Below are 19,263 nucleotides of genomic sequence, written 5' to 3' on the forward strand. Positions count from 1 at the left end.
GCGAGTCCTGGCAGGTAGGCGACCTTGCAGCCGGCGTCCCGGGCGACGGCCAGCGGCAGGGCGCCGATGGAGGCGGGTTGGTCCACGATCACCAGCACCGTGCCGAACTTCGCGGCCAGCTTGTCGAAGACGGCCCGCAGTTTCGGTTCGCTGTTGGGCAGCTGCTTGTCGAAGACCTTTTTCCCCGCCGGAGTGAGCCCTTGCGCGTGATGGGCGCTCTTGCCGACGTCCAGGCCCAGGAAGACACCCACCTCAGTGGTGTCGAACATTGTCACCCTCCCTCTCCCCAAGGGGTGTTCACGGTGCCGGCCTCGGCGTTGGTGACGTGCGCGCGCATCCACGTTATGCAGACCTGCCGCCCGCGAACTGCCCGGCATTGCGCCGGACCGGACGGTGGCCGGACCTCTCATCAGCGTCTCCGACGACACCTCCCGGGCCCGGTGACACCACCCCCCAGGTCATGCCATCGACAGGGGGCAACAGTCATGCCGGGCCCGGAGGCCAGCGGCCCCATTGCAGGACCGCGAAAAAGATAACGGGGGTGGCCTGATGGGGCGACTGCCGCAGGGGGCGGCTGGGGGGGTAGCCGTCCCGTGGGGGGGGGTGTCTTGCGTCTGCCCGAACCCTCCCCTCTCATGCATGTGACCTGCGTCACTATTACGGTCCTCGGTGTCACCCCTTCGGCACCGGCTCGCGACACGCGCACCGAACGGCCCAACCGCACCGTCATGACCTGCGGCGTTCGTGATCGGCAAGGGTGCCGCGCCGCTCCGTACGGGTGATTTCTGATCGCGCGTCAGCAGGCACGGGCTGCCGTGCCCCCGTTTATTCGGGGGCAGGACCCACCCGCTCGCGCCCGTCTGTCCGGAGGACCCCATGCCCCGTCCCGCCCGCCTCGCGTCCGGTACCGCCGTCGCCGCGCTCACGCTCGTCACGCTCGGACTCGCCGCCGCCCCGTCCGCGTACGCGGGGGACCTCGGCCGCCTGGAGATCTCCCCGTCGAGCGCGCGGCCGGGCGACCGGATCACCGTGAACACGACCGCCTGCGGCAAGAACGGCTCCGGCATCGGCGACGCCAACTCGCTGGACGCCGGGGACTTCGACCTGTACCCCGGCACCCACAAGGAGGCCGTGGTCGGCCGGTTCACCGTCCCGCACGACACGAAGCCCGGTACGTACGGCATCGCGGTCTCCTGCGACAACGGCCGGGAGGCGACCGGCGACCTGCTCGTGACCGGCGGCGGTGGCCACCACACGCCCCGGCCCCACCCGTCCGGCCACGTGCCGTCGGGCATCGGCGGCAGCGTGCGGCCGGACACCGCGCAGATCGCGGCGGGCCTCGGCGTCATCGCCGCGGCGGGCGCCGGTGGCGTGTGGATGATGCGCCGCCGGGCGGGCCGCTCCCACTGACGCGTCCGGGCGGGGCCGGCGGTCCCGCCGACGCCTCCCCCGGCGGCCGGGCGGTCCCGCCGCGTACACCGCGGCGCGGGCCCGGTCGTCCGGCCGGAGCGGCGCGGCATTGGCCCCGCGCCCCGCCGACCGGGCACCCGCACCCGGCGCCCACACCCCCACCCCGGCACACCCCGCGAGGACGACACCGTGTCCGCTTCCACGAACAAGGGCAAGGGCTGGCTGCTCGGTGTGGCCGTGCTCGGCGGCATCTGGCTGGTCCAGAACGGCGCGGACACCCAACTGGTGCCGCCGCAGCCGACAGAAGCCGAGGCGTTCGCCGCGGGCCCCCAGCTCCAACCGGGGTCTCCGGTGGCCGCGCCGCTGCAACCCTCCGCCCCGGTCCGCATCCGCATCCCCGAGATCGACGTGGACGCGCCGATGATGCGCCTGGGGCTGGCTGCCGACAGCAGCCTGGAGGTGCCGCCGGCCAAGAACCGGAACATCGCCGGCTGGTACGAGGACGGCACCCCGCCGGGCGCCGAAGGCACCGCGATCGTCGCCGGCCACGTCGACAACGCGTCCGGCCCGGCCGTCTTCTACGCCCTCGGGGCGCTCAAGCGCGGCAACACGGTCGAGGTGCTCCGGCGGGACGGCCGCACCGCCGTCTTCTCGATCGACGCGATCGAGGTGTACGACAACGACGATTTCCCGGACCGCCGGGTCTACGGCAAGGCGCCCTACGCGGCGATGCGGCTGATCACTTGCGGCGGCGGCTTCTCCGAGGCCGAGGGCGGCTATCAGGGCAACGTCGTGGTGTACACGCACCTCACCGAGGTACGGGAAGCCTGAGCCGGGGCCCGCGGGCCCGGTCGCGGCTGCCGGGCCCGGTCACGGGTGCCGGGGCCGGTCACGGGTGCCGGTCCTGGGTCCCTGCGGGCCCTTGCGGGCTCGTTCGCGCGCCCGGTCCGCGCGGCCCCCCTCGCGCGGGGCAGGTCCGCGCGGCTCCCGTCGCGGAAGCGCACCCCGCGCCGCGGTGGCGTCCGCTCAGCCGGCCCACTGGTCGAAACCGAGCTTGGCGACGAGCGAGATGACGACGACCAGCAGCACGCCCCGGACGAAGCCGCTGCCCCGGCTGAGCGCCATGCGCGCCCCGAGCAGGCCGCCCGCCAGGTTGAAGACCGCCATCAGCGCGGCCAACTGCCACAGCACGGTTCCCTGGTACGCGAACATGGCCAGCGCGCCCGCGTTGGTGCAGACGTTGACGATCTTCGCGGTGGCGGACGCGGTCACCAGGTCGAGGTGGAGCACGGCGGTGAGCGCCAGCACCAGGAACGTTCCGGTGCCCGGCCCGAACAGCCCGTCGTAGAAGCCGATGCCGCCGCCTACCAGGACGACGGCGGTGACCGCGCGGGCGCGGGTGACGCGCCGGGCGGTGGCGTCGCCGTCCGCGGCCCTTCCGAACGAGGGGCGCAGCAGCACGAAGGCGGCCACCGCGAGCAGTACCACCATGATCACCGGGCGCAGGACGTCGCTGCTGATCCCGGCGGCGAAGAACGCCCCGGCCATCGATCCCGCGAGGGCCATCAGACCGATCCGGACGGCGGCCCGTACGTCGACCGGGGCCCGGCGGACGTAGGTGACGGCGGCACCGGTCGTCCCGACGACGGCCACCGCCTTGTTGGTACCGAGGACCTGGGCGGCCGGCACGTGCGGCAGCCCCAGCAGCAGTGCGGGCAGGAGCAGCAGCCCGCCCCCGCCGACCACCGCGTCGATCCAGCCGGCCGCGGCGGCGGCCAGGCAGAGCAGGACAAGTACGGTCAGGGTTATCTCGGGCACGGGACACCACCCTAAGTCACCGCCGGCGCGGCCCGGTGACCCGCGGAACCACAGCCCTCGCGGACGCAGTGGGGGCGGAGAGGCGTCCCACGCGGGCCGGTCCCCCTGCTCCGCCCGGCCCGCAGGCGCCCCCGCCACCCCTCGCCCCGCTGCCGGCCCCCGGCCCACCGCCCTCACGACCCTCCACGCCGCCGCCCTCACAACCCCCCGCGCCACCGCCCCCGTAACCCTCACACCGCCCCCGGCCGTCCGCTGAGCGCAAGGTTCCGCCCGGGAAACAGCCGGGATGTTGCCGGGTAACACCGGCGGCCCACTGTCGGGGGTATGAGTCCTACGAGGGAAACGGCGCCCGGTCTTCTGCCGGAGCGCACGGCGCGTGTGGTGGTGATCGGCGCCGGGATGGCGGGCGCGCGGCTCGCCGCCCGCGTCCCGGGTGCCGTGGTCGTCGGCGAGGAGACCCACGCCCCCTACAACCGCGTCCTGCTGGCCGAGGTGCTGGCCGGCCGGTACGCCCCCGAGGTGATCGCCCTGCCGCCCGCCGAGGTGCGGCGCGGGGTGCGGGTGGTGCGGATCGACCCGGCCGAGCGCCGGGTGCTGTGCGACGACGGCGGTGTCATCGGCTACGAACGCCTCGTGCTGGCCACCGGCTCCAACCCGGTGCTTCCGCCGTTGCGCGGCCTCGGCCGGACGCTCCCGGACGGGGTGCACCCGTTCCGTACGCTCGACGACTGCCTCGCGCTGCGGGCGGCGGCCGGGCCGGGGACCAGGGCGGTCGTCATCGGCGGCGGGCTCCTCGGGGTGTCCGCGGCGCGGGCGCTCGCCGAGCGGGGCGCGCAGGTGGTGCTGGCCCAGCAGGGCGAGCACCTCATGGAGCGCCAGCTCGATCCGGAGGCGTCCGCGCTGCTCCGCGTCCACCTGGAGGCGCTCGGCGTGGAGGTGCACACCGAGTGCCGGGTGCGCGGGCTGCGGGTCGACGACGGCCGGGTGCGGGCGGTGGAACTGGCCGACGGCTTCGAGCTGGAGGCTGAGATCACCGTGCTGGCCTGCGGGGTCCGCCCCCGGATTGGTCTCGCCCGGGCCGCCGGTCTGGAGGTGGCCCGGGGGATCGTCGTGGACGACGAACTGCGCACCTCCGACCCGTACATCCACGCGGTCGGCGACTGCGCCGAGCACCGGTCCACCGTCTACGGACTGGCCGGGCCGGCGATCGACCAGGCCGACGTGCTGGCGGACGTGCTGGCCGGCGGCTCCGCCCGCTACCCGGGCACCCGGGCGCTCACCCGGCTCACGCTGCGCTCCCCGGTGGCGGCGGGCGGCGACTCCGGTCCCGCCGGGGGCGGCGGCTTCGACCTCGCCGCGTTCGGCGACGCCCGGCCGCGGCCGGGTGACGACGTGGTGCGGCTCGCCGACGCCACCCGGGGCGCGTACCGCACGGTCGTGGTGCGCGGCGACCGGCTGGCGGGCGGGGTGCTGCTCGGCGACCTCGCCGCGGTCGGCTCGCTGGCCCGGAGCTGGCAGGACGACGAACCGCTGCCCGCCGACATGTCCTTGCTCCACCTGCTCACCGACGACGGAGGCTTCTGAGATGCCGGTGTCCCCCACCCCCACCCCCCGTACCGCGGTGCCGCCCACGATCGTGGTCGTCGGACACGGCATGGTCGGCCAGCGGTTCCTGGAGGCGCTCGCGGAGCGCGGACTGACCCCGGCGGCCGGCGGCGCGCGGGTCGTGGTGCTCTGCGAAGAGCCCCGCCCGGCCTACGACCGGGTGCACCTCACCTCGTACTTCTCCGGCACCTCCCCCGAGGAACTCTCCTTGGTGGAAGAGGACTTCATGGAGAAGCACGGCATCGAGCTGTACGTCGGCGACCCCGCGGAGGCGGTCGACCGGGAGGGCCGTACGGTCACCTCGCGGTCCGGGCTGACGTTCGGGTACGACACGCTGGTGCTGGCGACGGGCTCGTTCCCGTTCGTGCCGCCGGTGCCGGGCAAGGACGCCACGGGCTGCTTCGTCTACCGGACGATCGAGGACCTGCTGGCCATCGAGGAGTACGCGAAGACGGCGAAGACCGGCGCGGTGGTCGGCGGCGGGCTGCTCGGTCTGGAGGCCGCGGGCGCGCTGCGCGGTCTGGGACTCGACACCCACGTGGTGGAGTTCGCACCGCGGCTGATGCCGGTGCAGGTGGACGAGGGCGGCGGCGCGGCGCTGCTGCGGACCATCGAGAAGATGGGGCTGAGCGTCCACACCGGGGTCGGCACCCAGGAGGTGACGGCGGGCCCGGACGGCGCGGTGACCGGGATGGCGCTCTCCGACGGTTCGGCGCTCGCCACCGACCTGGTGGTGTTCTCCGCCGGCGTCCGTCCGCGCGACCAGCTGGCCCGCGACTGCGGCCTGGAGGTCGGTCCGCGCGGCGGGATCGTGGTGGACGAGGAGTGCCGCACCTCCGACCCGGCGGTCTTCGCGATCGGCGAGTGCGCGCTGGCCTCGGACGGCCGGGTGTACGGGCTGGTGGCGCCGGGGTACGAGATGGCGCTGACGGCGGCCGGGGTGATCGCGGGCGGGCAGGCGTCGTTCACCGGCGCGGACATGTCGACCAAGCTGAAGCTGCTCGGCGTGGACGTCGCCTCGTTCGGCGACGCCCACGGCGCGGCCGAGGGCTGCCTGGACGTGGTGTACGCGGACTCCCGGTCCGGGGTGTACAAGAAGCTGGTGATCGGCCAGGACGGCACACTGCTGGGCGGGGTGCTGGTCGGCGACGCCGACCAGTACGGCACGCTGCGGCCGATGACGGGCACGGTGCTGCCGGTCGCGCCGGAGCAGCTGGTGCTGCCGGCCGGGGCGGGCGGTCCGGTCACGCTCGGGCCGTCGTCGCTGCCCAACGAGGCGGTCATCTGTTCCTGCCACAACGTGACCAAGGGCGCCATCTGCGAGCACGCCACCGTGCCGGAGGTGAAGAAGTGCACCAAGGCAGGTACGGGCTGCGGGAGTTGCCTCAAGGTCATCGGCCAGCTGCTGCCGCAGCCGGAGGACGCCGGGCTGTGCGGCTGCTTCGCCCACACCCGCTCGGAGCTGTACGAGATCGTGCGCACGCTCGGGGTGTCCTCGTACGCCGAGCTGCTGGACTCGCACGGCCGGGAGGGGGCGCGCGGCGGTGACGGCTGCGAGGTCTGCAAGCCGACGGTCGGCTCCATCATCGCCTCGCTGGCCCCGGCGGTCGGCGCGAGCGGCTATGTGCTGGACGGCGAGCAGGCGGCGCTCCAGGACACCAACGACCACTTCCTGGCCAACCTCCAGCGCAACGGCTCGTACTCCATCGTGCCGCGCATTCCGGGCGGGGAGATCACGCCGGAGAAGCTGATCGTGATCGGCGAGGTGGCCCGCGACTTCGGGCTCTACACGAAGATCACCGGTGGCCAGCGGATCGACCTGTTCGGCGCGCGGGTCGATCAGCTCCCGCTGATCTGGACGCGCCTGGTGGACGCCGGCTTCGAGTCGGGGCACGCCTACGGCAAGTCGCTGCGGACCGTGAAGTCCTGTGTGGGGCAGACCTGGTGCCGCTACGGGGTGCAGGACTCGGTGAAGATGGCGATCGACCTGGAGCTGCGCTACCGGGGGCTGCGGTCGCCGCACAAGCTGAAGTCGGCGGTGTCCGGGTGCGCCCGGGAGTGCGCGGAGGCGCGCGGCAAGGACTTCGGGATCATCGCCACCGCCGGCGGCTGGAACCTGTACGTCGGCGGCAACGGCGGGGCCACCCCGCGCCACGCGGACCTGCTCGCGCAGGACCTGTCGGACGCCGAACTGGTGCGGCTGATCGACCGGTTCCTGATGTTCTACATCCGCACCGCGGACCGGCTGGAGCGCACCTCGGCCTGGCTGGACCGGATCGAGGGCGGTCTCGACCACGTGCGGGACGTCGTGGTGCACGACTCGCTGGGTCTGTGCGACGAACTGGAGCGGCTGATGGCGGGCCACGTCGAGGGGTACCGGGACGAGTGGGCGGAGACCATCAACGACCCGGAGCGGCTGCGGCGGTTCGTGACCTTCGTCAACGCGCCCGACGCGCCGGACCCGTCGGTGCGGTTCGTGCCGGAGCGCGACCAGATCAAGCCCGACCTGGACATCCTGGCGGGCCCCGTGCTTGCCGTGCGTACGCTCGAAGGGAGTGCGTCCTGATGACGACCACCACCGAGGCTCCGGCCACCACCGCCATGCTGCAACTGCTGTCCCCGGAGGGCTGGTTCACCGTCTGCGAGCGCTCGCTGCTGACGCCGGGGCGGGGGGTGGCGGTGCTGCTGCCGGACGGCGGCCAGGCGGCGGTCTTCCTGGACCGGGCGGGTCGCGCGTACGCGATCGGCAACCGCGACCCGTTCAGCGGCGCGTACGTCCTGTCGCGCGGGCTGCTGGGAGCGGCGGCGGGACGGCCGTTCGTGGCCTCCCCGCTGTTGAAGCAGCGCTTCGACCTGGCGTCCGGGGCGTGCCTGGACGACGACGGGGTCACGGTGCCGGTGTACGAGGTGCGGCTCACCGGGTGAGGTGAACTGCCCTCCCCGCCCGCCCTGTTGGTCTCGGCACGTGCCGTTCATCCGGCATTGCCGGGGCGTCCATCGGCTCCCTCTACTCTCCTGACGCGCGACCCGCCGGACCGACCGGGCCGGCGGGCCAACACGTCACCCGTGGAGTGATCGTGGAACGTCGGAACTTCCTGCGCACCGCCGTGGTCGGCAGCTCGGCCGCGGCCTTCGGCGGCAGCCTGTGGGCCGGGGCCGCGTACGCCGCCCCGGCCCAGCCCGCCACCGGCCCGTACGGCGCGCTCCAGGCGGCCAACGCCAACGGCATCCAACTGCCCGCCGGATTCACCAGCCGGATCGTCGCCCGTTCCGGGCAGACCGTGAGCGGCACCTCGTACACCTGGCACAGCGCGCCGGACGGCGGCGCCACCTTCACGGACGGCACCGGCTGGATCTACGTCTCCAACGCCGAGGTCTCCTCCGGCAGCGGCGGCGGGGCGAGCGCGCTGCGGTTCAACGCCTCGGGGACCGTCACCGGCGCGTACCGCGTGCTGGGCGGGACCAACAACAACTGCGCGGGCGGGCGCACCCCGTGGAACACCTGGCTCTCCTGCGAGGAGGTGACCCGCGGGGCCGTGTACGAGACGGACCCGTGGGGGGTGAACGCGGCGGTGCAGCGTCCGGCGCTCGGCCGGTTCAAGCACGAGGCCGCGGCGGCGGACCCCGACCACGGTTACGTCTACCTCACCGAGGACGAGACCGACGGCCGCTTCTACCGTTTCCGCCCCACCACCTGGGGCAACCTCGCGAGCGGCACCCTCCAGGTGCTGGTCGGCTCCACCGCCACCAGCGGTCCGGTCACCTGGACCACCGTCCCCGACCCGGACGGCTCCCCCACCCAGACCCGCTACCAGGTCTCCGGCGCCAAGGTCTTCAACGGCGGGGAGGGGTGCTTCTACGCGGCGGGCACCTGCTGGTTCACCACCAAGGGCGACAACCGGGTCTGGGCGTACGACGCGAACGCCTCCTCGCTGTCCCTGGTCTACGACGACTCCCTGGTCACCGGCGGCGCGGCGCCGCTGACGGGCGTCGACAACGTCACCCGGTCCGCCTCCGGCGACCTGTACGTGGCGGAGGACGGCGGCTCGATGGACATCTGCCTGATCACCCCCGCGAGCACCGTCGCCCCGTTCCTGCGGATCACCGGGCAGTCCGGCTCGGAGATCACCGGGCCGGCCTTCTCCCCCGACGGGACCCGGCTGTACTTCTCGTCGCAGCGCGGCACCAGCGGCAGCTCGTCGGGCGGCATCACCTACGAGGTGACGGGTCCGTTCCGCCGCTGACCGGTGTTCCGGTGACCCGGCCGTAGGGTGTCCCGCATGAGCCAGGGATGGAACGTGCAGGACATTCCCGACCAGGGCGGCCGGACGGCCGTGGTCACCGGAGCCAACAGCGGGCTGGGGCTCGCCACGACGCGGGCGCTGGCGGTTCGCGGCGCGCGGGTGGTGCTCGCGTGCCGCGACGCCTCGCGCGGCGAGGAGGCGGCGGCCCGCGTCCGGCGCGTGGTGCCGGGCGCCGACGTCACCTTCGCGCCGCTGGACCTCGCGGACCTGGCCTCCGTACGGGAGTTCGCGGACCGTTTCGAGGGCGACCGGCTCGATCTGCTGATCGACAACGCCGGGGTGATGGCCCTGCCGCAGGGCCGCACCGCCGACGGCTTCGAGACGCAGTTCGGGGTGAACCACCTCGGCCACTTCGCCCTCACCGGACTGCTGCTGCCCCGCCTGCTGGCCACCCCCGGGGCGCGCGTGGTGGCGGTGTCCAGCTTCGTGCACACCCTGTCCGGCCTCGACTTCGACGACCTCAACAGCGAGCACGGCTACCGCCGCTGGATTGCGTACGCCCGTTCCAAGACGGCCAACCTGCTGTTCGTGCACGAGCTGGCGCGCCGGCTGGAGCGGGCCGGCAGCGAGGTGGTGGCGGCCGCCGCGCACCCCGGCTACGCCTCGACCAACCTGCAGACCGCCGGGGTGCGGATGGAGCGGCGCCGGACCGCCGAGCGGATCGTCGGCTGGGGCAACACGCTGTTCGCCCAGACCGCCTCGGCCGGCGCGCTGCCCACGCTGTACGCGGCGACCGCGCCGGGTGTGCGCCCCGACTCGTTCACCGGGCCGCGGCTGCTGATGACACGCGGCACGCCCGCCCCGTCCTGGCGGGCCCGGTGGACCCTGGACGACGCGGCGGGCGAGCGGCTGTGGGCGGCCTCCGAGGAGCTCACCGGGGTGACGTACCCGGTGTGAGCGGGTGCGGTCGCCCGGACCCGGCTCAGGTGTGAGCCGGTGCGGTCGCCCGGACCGGGCCCAGGTGGGAGCGGGTGCGGTCGCCTCAGACCTGGCCGCCGCCGGCAACGGCGGCGGGGTCCATCCACATGACCTCCCACAGGTGGTGGTCCGGGTCCTGGAAGGACCGGCCGTACATGTGGCCGTAGTCCATCGGGTCGTTGGACGGGAAGCCTCCGGCGGCGAGCGCGGCGTCGGCGAGCTCGTCGACCTTCTCCCGGCTCTCGGCGCTCAGACAGAGGATGACCTCGGAGGTCTTCCGCGCGTCGGCGACGTCCTTCTTGATGAAGTCCTGGTAGCGGGGCTCGCTGAGCAGCATCACGAAGATGGTGTCGCTGATGACGATGCAGGCCGTCGTCTCGTCGGTGAACGCCGGGTTGGCGGTGTAGCCGAGCTTCTCGAAGAAGCCCTTGGAAGTCTCCAGGTCCTTCACCGGCAGGTTCACGAAGATCATCTGGTTCATGGTCGTCCCACTCTTCCGTATCGGTTCCGCCCGACGCTTCGTACGCCGTACCGGCCCTCTCGGGGGCGGTCCACGGCGATGCGCATCGTTGCGTCCGGGTGCTGTCGGGAGGTAGACGGCGCGCGGGCGGAGAACTCATCGGCCGCGCCGGCCACCCGACCGGACCCGTACGACCGGAAAACGAATTTGCATACCGTGCATTTTTGCATAGCATGCATCTTCGTGACCCTCCCCGACCCTCCCCTCGGTCTGCGCGAACGCAAGAAGCGCGCGACCCGGGACGCCCTCGCCGACACCGCGCTCCGCATGGCGGCGGAGCGCGGGCTCGAACAGGTCACGGTCGAGGCGGTCACCGCGGAGGTCGGCGTCTCGGTGCGGACGTTCTTCAACTACTTCGGGCATCTGGACGACGCGATCCTGGTCGCCGATCCCGAGGGCTCCGAACGGCTCCACGACGCTGTCGCCGGGGCCCCGCCCGAACGTCCCGCGTTCGTCGCGCTGCGTGACGCCCTCGCCGAGGAGCTGACGCACTTCGAGGACGGCCACGACCGGTGGGAGCTGCAGTGCAGGGTGCTGGGGAGCACCCCGTCGCTCTTCCCCCGGTTCTTCGCCGCCCGCGGCGCCGACGAACAGGCCCTGATCGGCGCGGTGGCGCAGCGTCTCGGCGTGGACCCCGCCACGGACCTGCGTCCCCGCCTCCTGGTGCACACCGCGCTCGCCGCGATGCGCTCGGCGGTGGAGACCTGGACCGCCACCGGCCGCTCCCGGCCGCTCCCGGACCTGTACGCCGAGGCGTTCACCCACCTCGCGGCCGCGCTGCACGACTGAGCGCCCGGCGGGCGCCCACCGGCCGGTCCGCCGCCCCACCCACGTAGGAACAAGAACCCCGCTCTTCCCTCCGGGGAAGCCGAAGCCAGAGAACCGAGGCACGTCCACCGATGACAGACACACCCGCGGCGCCCGCCGTCGAGGCGCCCGCCGCCATGACGAGACGCCAGATAATCCAGGCCATGTCCGGCCTGATGGCCGGCATGTTCGTGGCCATCCTCGCGTCCACCGTCGTCGCCAACGCCCTGCCCCGCATCATCACCGACCTGCACGGCAGCCAGTCGTCGTACACCTGGGTGGTCACGGCGGAACTGCTCGCCATGACGGCCACCGTCCCGATCTGGGGCAAGCTCTCCGACCTCTACGACAAGAAGCTGCTGCTGCAGCTCTCGCTCGGGATGTTCATCATCGGCTCGCTCGTCGCGGGCTTCTCGGACAGCGTGGGCGTCCTCATCATCAGCCGTGTCGTCCAGGGCATCGGCGCCGGTGGTCTCACCGCGCTCGCCCAGGTCGTGATGGCCTCGATCATCCCGCCGCGTGAACTCGGCCGCTACTCCGGCATCTTCGGCGCCGTCTTCGCCGTGGGCACGGTCGCGGGCCCGCTGATCGGCGGCGTGCTCGTCGACACCTCGTGGCTCGGCTGGCGCTGGTGCTTCTTCATCGGTGTCCCGTTCGCCCTGATCGCGATCATCCTGCTGCAGCGCACCCTCAAGCTGCCGGTCGTCCGCCGCAAGGTGAAGATCGACTACCTCGGCGCCTTCCTCATCATGGCCGGCGTCAGCGCCCTGCTGCTGTGGGTCACCCTCGGCGGCAGCCAGTTCGACTGGATCTCCTGGCAGACCGCGGCCCTGGTCGGCGGCGGCGTGGTACTGATCCTGCTCGCCGTCTGGGTCGAGTCGCGGGTCGAGGAGCCGATGATCCCGCTGGACATCTTCCGCAACCGGACGGTCACCCTCACCACGGTCGCGAGCTTCCTCGTCGGCGTCGCCATGTTCGGCGGCACCGTCTTCCTGTCGCAGTACTTCCAGATCTCGCTCGGCAAGTCCCCGACCGCCGCGGGCCTGATGAGCCTGCCGATGATCCTCGGCCTGATGGTCTCGACCACGGTGGCCGGCCAGATCATCACCAAGACCGGCAAGTGGAAGAACTTCCTGATCGCCGGCGGCGTCATCATGACCGGCGGCATGGGGCTGCTCTCCACGATCAGCGCCGACACCGACTTCTGGATCCTGGCCCTCTACATGGTCGTGCTGGGCGTCGGCGTCGGCATGCTGATGCAGAACCTGGTGCTCGCCGCGCAGAACGACGTGCCGGCCGCCGAACTGGGCGCCGCCACCTCGGTGCTGTCCTTCTTCCGCAGCCTCGGCGGCGCCGTCGGCACCAGCGCGCTCGGCGCGGTGCTCAGCCACCGGGTCACCTCGGAGATCGAGAAGGGCTTCGGCGGCGCCGCGGCCCCCGAGGACGGTGGCGGCAGCCACGCCATCCCGGACCTCACGACCCTGCCCGAGCAGGCCCGCACGGTGGTCGAGCAGGCCTACGGCACCGCCACCGGCGACGTCTTCCTGGTCGGCGCGCCGTTCGCGCTGCTGGCCCTGATCGCGGTCTTCTTCATCAAGGAGAAGCCGCTGAAGACGCAGAGCGGCCTGGAGCGCCTCGCCGAGGAGAGCAAGCAGCAGCCGCTCACCCCGATGCACTGAGTCGCGAGTCGCGCGGAAGCCGAGTCTCCGCGCGACCCCGCCGCGCCCGACGCGGCACCAGGGGCCCCGACCGCCACCCGGCGGTCGGGGCCCCTGGGCGTTCCCGGACGCGAGGCGTTTCCGGGCGCGAGGCGTTCCCGGACGCGAGGCGTTCCCCCGGGGGTACTTACCCGTCCGGCGGCGGCGCCGGTCGTACGGGCCGGGCCGGGGTACGGCGAAGCGGCGGCGCCCCCGCACGGGGCGCCGCCGCTTCTCGAGTCCCGGGGCCGCGGGCCGGCCGGCGAGGGTCGGGTGTGGCCTCGCCCGCGGCCCGGGATTCGTCTGCGGGTGCCGCGGGTCAGCGGCTGTCGCTGCCCTTCGACGCGGCGGCGGCGCGGCCGGCCTCCAGCCGGGCCACCGGGATGCGGAACGGGGAGCAGGAGACGTAGTCCAGGCCCACCTCGTGGAAGAAGTGCACCGACTCCGGGTCGCCGCCGTGCTCGCCGCAGACGCCGAGCTTGAGGTCGGGACGGGTGGCCCGGCCGGCCTCCGCGGCGCTGCGGACCAGCGCGCCGACACCATCCCGGTCGATCGTCTCGAACGGGGAGACCCCGAAGATGCCCTTCTCCAGGTAGGCGGTGAAGAACGAGGCCTCCACGTCGTCGCGGGAGAAGCCCCACACCGTCTGGGTCAGGTCGTTGGTGCCGAAGGAGAAGAACTCCGCGGCCTCCGCGATCTGGCCGGCGGTGAGCGCGGCGCGCGGCAGTTCGATCATGGTGCCGATGGTGAGCTTGAGGTCGACCCCGTTGGCGGCCTCGACCTCCGCGACGACCCGGTCGGCCTCCTCGCGGACGATCTCCAGCTCCTGGACGGTGCCGACGAGCGGGATCATGATCTCCGCGCGCGGGTCGCCCTTGGCGTTGCGGCGCTGGGCGGCGGCCTCCGCGATGGCCCGCACCTGCATGGCGAACAGGCCGGGGATGACCAGGCCGAGCCGGACGCCGCGCAGACCCAGCATCGGGTTCTGCTCGTGCAGCTTGTGCACGGCCTGGAGCAGCCGCAGGTCGTTCTCGTTGGCGTCCTTGCGGGATTCCGCGAGGGCGACGCGGACGGACAGCTCGGTGATGTCGGGCAGGAACTCGTGCAGCGGCGGGTCGAGCAGCCGCACCGTCACCGGCAGGCCGTCCATCGACTCGAACAGCTCCAGGAAGTCGGCCTTCTGGAGCGGCAGCAGAGCAGCCAGCGCGGCCTCCCGCTCGTCGTCGGTGTCCGCGAGGATCAGCTTCTCGACCAGGGTGCGGCGCTCACCGAGGAACATGTGCTCGGTGCGGCACAGGCCGATGCCCTGGGCGCCGAAGCGGCGGGCCCGCGAGGCGTCCTCGGCGTTGTCCGCGTTGGCGCGCACACGCAGCCGGCGCACCCGGTCCGCGTAGGCCATGATTCGGTGGACGGCGGCGACCAGTTCGTCGGCGTCGTCGGCGCCGGCGTGCATCCGGCCCTCGAAGTACTCGACGACCGGGGAGGGCACGACCGGTACCTCGCCGAGGTACACCTTGCCGGTGGAGCCGTCGACGGAGACGAGGTCGCCCTCCTCCACGACGACGTCACCGACCGTCAGCCGGCGGCGCTTGGTGTCGACCTCGATCTCCTCGGCGCCGCAGACGCAGGTCTTGCCCATGCCGCGGGCGACGACGGCGGCGTGCGAGGTCTTGCCGCCGCGCGAGGTCAGGATGCCCTCGGCGGCGATCATGCCGTCGAGGTCGTCGGGGTTGGTCTCGCGGCGGATCAGGATGACCTTCTCGCCGGACCGGGACCACTTGACGGCGGTGTACGAGTCGAAGACCGCCTTGCCGACGGCCGCGCCGGGCGAGGCGGCGATGCCCCGGCCGAGCAGCTTGCTCTTCGCCGCCTCGTCGAAGCGGGGGAACATCAGCTGGGCCAGCTGCGCGCCGTTGACGCGCTGGAGGGCCTCCGCCTCGTCGATCAGCCCCTGGTCCACGAGCTGGGTGGCGATGCGGAACGCGGCGCCCGCGGTGCGCTTGCCGACCCGGGTCTGGAGCATCCAGAGCTGTCCGCGCTCGATGGTGAACTCGATGTCGCAGAGGTCCTTGTAGTGGGTCTCCAGCGTCTCCATGATCTGCATCAGCTGGTCGTAGGACTTCTTGTCGATCGACTCCAGGTCGGCGAGCGGCACGGTGTTGCGGATGCCCGCGACGACGTCCTCGCCCTGGGCGTTCTGGAGGTAGTCGCCGTAGACGCCCTGGTGGCCGCTGGCCGGGTCGCGGGTGAAGGCGACGCCGGTGCCGGAGTCGGGGCCGAGGTTGCCGAAGACCATGGAGCAGACGTTGACGGCGGTGCCGAGGTCGCCGGGGATGCGCTCCTGACGGCGGTAGAGCTTGGCGCGGTCGGTGTTCCACGAGTCGAAGACCGCGTGGATGGCGAGGTCCATCTGCTCGCGCGGGTCCTGCGGGAAGTCGCGTCCGGCCTCGGCCGTGACGATCTTCTTGAACCGCTTGACCAGCCGCTTGAGGTCGTCCGCGCCGAGGTCGGTGTCGACCGTGACCTTCTTGCCGCTCTTGGCGTCCTCCAGCGCTTCCTCGAAGAGGTCGCCGTCCACCCCCATGACCGTCTTGCCGAACATCTGGATCAGGCGCCGGTAGGAGTCCCATGCGAACCGCTCGTCGCCGGCCTGGGCGGCGAGCCCGGCCACCGACTCGTCGGAGAGTCCGATGTTGAGGACCGTGTCCATCATCCCGGGCATCGAGAACTTCGCGCCGGAGCGTACGGAGACCAGCAGCGGGTCGTCGGCCTGGCCGAGCTTCTTGCCCATCCGTGCTTCCAGGGCGGTGAGATGGGCGCTCACCTCCTCGCGGAGGGCCGCGGGCTCGTCGCCGCTGTCCAGGTAGACCTTGCACGCGTCGGTGGTGATGGTGAATCCAGGAGGCACGGGGAGACCGAGGTTGGTCATCTCGGCGAGGTTCGCGCCCTTGCCGCCCAGAAGGTCCTTGAGATCCTTGTTGCCCTCGGTGAAGTCGTAGACGAACTTCTGCCCCTGAGTGCCGTCGGTGCCCGGAGACGCCTCGGGAACGACTACCTGGAGATCTTTGTTTTCCGACACGGGTCTCGACTCCTCGAGGACGCGGTGGCTGCCCTGACGGGCAGGAACATACCCAGATCGAAGGCTCGTGAGTACGTCCACTTATCCATCATGCGGTCGCCTCCCCCACCTCGCCAGCAGATCTAAAGTGGCGCGGTCGGCTCGCGGGAGCCGCGTCTCGTTCATTTCCCGAAGGCTTCATCACTTCGTGATGGCTGATTTTCGGTACTCACGCACAGAGAGTGACGAACCTGTCGATCGATCAAAGTTCGTCACCGTGGCACCCAGTGCCAACCTTTGAGAAGTGGACCTGCCCCCTAGGTGCTCATCTGAGCCAAACGCCTCTCAAGGGTGGCGAGGATCACGTCGTGATCGCCGCTCAGATGTCACGATGCGGACGCCTCGGGGGCACGCCCTGGTCACCGAGGACAGAAGAGTCGTGCCGGAGGGTCACCGTCCAGCCGTCCGAGCGCGCCAAAGGCGCGGCAGCCCCTCCGCCGCACACCTGGAAGCGAGAATTCCGGCCTTCCGGGATGCTCATATGAGCGTCGGTCGGACGGAGAGTCGTGCGGCTTTCCGTCCGGCCGACGCGGAACGGTGGTGGGACGGGATCAGGACGGGGGCGGAGGTGAGCGGGACGGGGCCGGACGAGGCGCCTGCGGCGGAGGCGCCCCCGGCCCGCCGGGGCCGTCGCTCGCGGAGGGCCGGGCTCGTCGGACCGTCGCCTGCGGAGGCCCCGGGCTCGTCCGGGCCGTCGTCGGCGGAAACCCCGGCCCGCCGGCCCGCCGGGCCGTCGGGTCAGCCGCCGGACGTGTCCAGCTCGGCGTCGGCGCCGACGCCCGCGCAGTCGTACGGGTCCTTCAGCCAGCCGTCCGGCAGGACGACCCGGTTGTTGCCCGACGTGCGTCCGCGCGGTCCGTCCGCCCCGGCCGGCCAGGGCTGGTCGAGGTCCAGTTCGTGCAACTGGCCCTCCAGCTCCCGCAGCGAGGAGGTCACCGCCAGCTTCTTGCGCATCTCGGAGCCCACCGCGAAGCCCTTGAGGTACCAGGCGACGTGCTTGCGGAAGTCGATCACGCCGCGGGCCTCGTCGCCGATCCACTCCCCCAGCAGGGTCGCGTGGCGCACCATCACGGCCGCCACCTCGCGCAGCGACGGCTCGCACCTGCTGTCCGTGCCGTCGAAGGCGCCCACCAGGTCGCCGAAGAGCCACGGCCGCCCGAGACAGCCGCGCCCGACGACCACGCCGTCGCAGCCGGTCTCCGCCATCATCCGGCGGGCGTCGGCGGCGGACCAGATGTCGCCGTTGCCGAGCACCGGGATCTCCGGGACGTGCTCCTTGAGCCGGGCGATCGCGTCCCAGTCGGCGGTGCCGCCGTAGTGCTGGGCGGTCGTCCTGCCGTGCAGGGCGACGGCGGTGACGCCCTCCTCGACGGCGATGCGCCCGGCGTCGAGGTAGGTGAGGTGGTCGTCGTCGATGCCCTTGCGCATCTTGATGGTCACCGGCAGGTCTCCGGCGTGCGCGACGGCCTGCTGGAGGATCGCGCGCAGCAGGGGCCGCTTGTACGGCAGCGCCGAGCCGCCGCCCTTGCGGGTGACCTTGGGGACCGGGCAGCCGAAGTTCAGGTCGATGTGGTCGGCGAGGTTCTCGTCGACGATCATCCGGACCGCCTTGCCGACGGTCACCGGGTCCACTCCGTACAGCTGGATGGAGCGCGGGGTCTCGCTCGCGTCGAAGTGGATGAGCTGCATGGTCTTCTCGTTGCGCTCGACCAGCGCCCGCGTCGTGATCATCTCGCTGACGAACAGCCCCTTGCCGCCGGAGAACTCGCGGCACAGGGTACGGAACGGCGCGTTGGTGATACCGGCCATGGGCGCCAGCACCACGGGCGGCTGCACGGTGTGCGGGCCGATGCGGAGCTGCGGGAGCGACGGGGCGAGCGTGGTCATCCACCCATTGTCCCGCACCGGAGAAGTGACCCGCGCGGCGCCGTCCGCCGCGGGACGCGGCCGCCCGCTCAGGCGGTCCCGCGCAGGACCAGCCGGTGCGGCACGGTCAGGTCCTGCGGCGGGACGGTGTTGCCGGGGCTGTAGATGCGGTCCGCGAGGCACTGCAGGGACCGTTCGGCGATCTGGCGCTTGTCGGGGGCGACGGTGGTCAGGGGCGGGTGGCTGTACCGGCCGTCCTCGATGTCGTCGAACCCGACGATCGCGATGTCCTCGGGGACGCGTACGCCCCGCTCGTGCGCGACGTGCAGGGCCCCGAGGGCGAGTTCGTCGCTGAAGGCGAAGACGGCGTCGGGGACGACCGGACCGTCGAGCAGTTCGGCCATGGCGGCGGCGCCGTCCGCCCGGTGGAGGGCGGCGACCGGCCGGCACAGGGCGGGCAGGAGGGGAAGACCGGCCCGGTCCAGCGCGCGGCGGTGGCCCTCCGCCCGCAGCAGGGCGGTGCCGTTGTGGAGGTGGGGCTGGAGCCCGATCGCCGCGATGCGGGTGCGACCGGTCCCGGCCAGGTGGGCGGTGGCCTCCTCGGCGGCGGCGACGTTGTCCACGGCGACCCGGTCGGCGGCTCCGCGGGGGCTCCGCTCACCGAGCAGGACGAGGGGGACGGCGGGCCCTGTCGCGGCCAGTTCGGCCGGGTCGAGCGCCCAGGGGCTGATGATGAGCCCGTCGACGACGCGTCCGCCTCCCCCCGTGAGCAGGCGGCGTTCGGCGTCGGCGTCGCCCCGGGTCTGGTCGATGATCACGGTCCAGGAGCGGCGGCGGGCCTCGTCCACCAGGAGTCCGGCGAGTTCGCCGAAGTACGGGGAGTGCAGTTCGGGGATGGCCAGACCGATGATGCCGGTACGGCCCGCCCGCAGGCTGCGGGCGGCCAGGTTGGGGCGGTAGCCGAGTTCGTCGATCGCCTCCTGGACCCGCCGCCGCGTCGCGGGCGCGACCGCGGCCGTCCCGCTGACGACGTTGGACACCGTGCGCACGGAGACTCCCGCCCGGACGGCCACATCCTTCAGACGACTGCTCACCCGGCCATCCTGTCACGCGGCGACTTTCCCGAAAGCACTGGCCCGCAGGGTATTGCAACGTTGCATACAACGATGCAAACCTGAGCGCGGAAGTTCTGCTTGCAAG

General features: G+C 72.5%; 15 protein-coding genes. 9 read left to right on the forward strand and 6 right to left on the reverse strand.

Annotation, left to right across the window (positions count from 1 at the left end):
* Positions 1–269, reverse strand: a 269-nt coding sequence (locus Q0994_RS00005) for a transposase (protein ID WP_299527250.1), incomplete at its 3' end; no start/stop codon positions are given.
* A 607-nt stretch (positions 270–876) separates the two neighbouring features.
* On the opposite strand from Q0994_RS00005, the gene Q0994_RS00010 reads away from it, so the two are divergent.
* On the forward strand, positions 877–1,410 hold the full coding sequence (locus Q0994_RS00010; protein ID WP_299527252.1) for a hypothetical protein: 534 nt from the start codon (positions 877–879) through the stop codon (positions 1,408–1,410).
* A gap of 189 nt (positions 1,411–1,599) precedes the next feature.
* Entirely contained in the window at positions 1,600–2,241 is a 642-nt protein-coding gene (locus Q0994_RS00015; protein WP_299527254.1) for a class F sortase, read from the forward strand.
* A gap of 195 nt (positions 2,242–2,436) precedes the next feature.
* Here Q0994_RS00015 and Q0994_RS00020 read toward each other — a convergent pair whose 3' ends face one another.
* Positions 2,437–3,228 carry a TSUP family transporter gene (locus Q0994_RS00020; protein ID WP_299527256.1) on the reverse strand — a complete coding sequence of 264 codons (792 nt, stop codon included), beginning with the start codon at positions 3,226–3,228 and terminating at the stop codon, positions 2,437–2,439.
* Positions 3,229–3,552: 324 nt separating this feature from the next.
* Between Q0994_RS00020 and Q0994_RS00025 the strand changes: the two genes are divergently transcribed.
* The 5 genes from Q0994_RS00025 (at position 3,553) to Q0994_RS00045 (ending at position 10,034) form a co-directional block, all read left to right on the forward strand.
* Positions 3,553–4,812, forward strand: a complete 1,260-nt coding sequence (locus tag Q0994_RS00025; protein ID WP_299527258.1) for an NAD(P)/FAD-dependent oxidoreductase — start codon at positions 3,553–3,555, stop codon at positions 4,810–4,812.
* Position 4,813: 1 nt separating this feature from the next.
* Positions 4,814–7,399 carry a nitrite reductase large subunit NirB gene (gene nirB, locus Q0994_RS00030; protein ID WP_299527260.1) on the forward strand — a complete coding sequence of 862 codons (2,586 nt, stop codon included), beginning with the start codon at positions 4,814–4,816 and terminating at the stop codon, positions 7,397–7,399.
* Positions 7,400–7,434: 35 nt separating this feature from the next.
* Entirely contained in the window at positions 7,435–7,758 is a 324-nt protein-coding gene (gene nirD / locus Q0994_RS00035) for a nitrite reductase small subunit NirD (protein ID WP_299528099.1), read from the forward strand.
* A gap of 152 nt (positions 7,759–7,910) precedes the next feature.
* Complete coding sequence (locus Q0994_RS00040; RefSeq protein ID WP_299527262.1) at positions 7,911–9,077, forward strand: alkaline phosphatase PhoX; 1,167 nt, start codon at positions 7,911–7,913, stop codon at positions 9,075–9,077.
* 36 nt (positions 9,078–9,113) lie between these two features.
* Complete coding sequence (locus Q0994_RS00045) at positions 9,114–10,034, forward strand: oxidoreductase (protein WP_299527265.1); 921 nt, start codon at positions 9,114–9,116, stop codon at positions 10,032–10,034.
* Positions 10,035–10,119: 85 nt separating this feature from the next.
* Here the strand turns inward: Q0994_RS00045 and Q0994_RS00050 are convergent, their stop codons facing one another.
* Positions 10,120–10,536: a VOC family protein gene (locus Q0994_RS00050; RefSeq protein ID WP_299527267.1), complete on the reverse strand. Its 417-nt coding sequence runs from the start codon at positions 10,534–10,536 to the stop codon at positions 10,120–10,122.
* Between the two features lie 222 nt (positions 10,537–10,758).
* On the opposite strand from Q0994_RS00050, the gene Q0994_RS00055 reads away from it, so the two are divergent.
* Both Q0994_RS00055 and Q0994_RS00060 read left to right on the forward strand, forming a co-directional pair.
* Positions 10,759–11,364: a TetR/AcrR family transcriptional regulator gene (locus Q0994_RS00055; protein WP_299527269.1), complete on the forward strand. Its 606-nt coding sequence runs from the start codon at positions 10,759–10,761 to the stop codon at positions 11,362–11,364.
* Between the two features lie 110 nt (positions 11,365–11,474).
* Positions 11,475–13,061: an MDR family MFS transporter gene (locus tag Q0994_RS00060; protein WP_299527271.1), complete on the forward strand. Its 1,587-nt coding sequence runs from the start codon at positions 11,475–11,477 to the stop codon at positions 13,059–13,061.
* Positions 13,062–13,398: 337 nt separating this feature from the next.
* On the opposite strand, the gene ppdK is transcribed toward Q0994_RS00060, so the two are convergent.
* The 3 genes from ppdK to Q0994_RS00075 all read right to left on the reverse strand — a co-directional run bounded on the left by ppdK (position 13,399) and on the right by Q0994_RS00075 (position 19,157).
* The gene (gene ppdK / locus Q0994_RS00065; protein ID WP_299528101.1) at positions 13,399–16,038 is read right to left on the reverse strand and encodes a pyruvate, phosphate dikinase; all 2,640 of its coding nucleotides are present in this window, start codon (positions 16,036–16,038) and stop codon (positions 13,399–13,401) included.
* 897 nt (positions 16,039–16,935) lie between these two features.
* Complete coding sequence (gene dusB, locus Q0994_RS00070) at positions 16,936–18,084, reverse strand: tRNA dihydrouridine synthase DusB (protein WP_299527273.1); 1,149 nt, start codon at positions 18,082–18,084, stop codon at positions 16,936–16,938.
* A gap of 68 nt (positions 18,085–18,152) precedes the next feature.
* Positions 18,153–19,157 (reverse strand): LacI family DNA-binding transcriptional regulator, encoded by a 1,005-nt coding sequence (locus Q0994_RS00075; protein ID WP_299527275.1) that lies wholly within the window; start codon positions 19,155–19,157, stop codon positions 18,153–18,155.
* Positions 19,158–19,263 lie beyond the last annotated feature (106 nt).

This window comes from uncultured Streptomyces sp. (genome assembly GCF_947488945.1).
Taxonomy (GTDB): Bacteria; Actinomycetota; Actinomycetes; order Streptomycetales; family Streptomycetaceae; genus Streptomyces.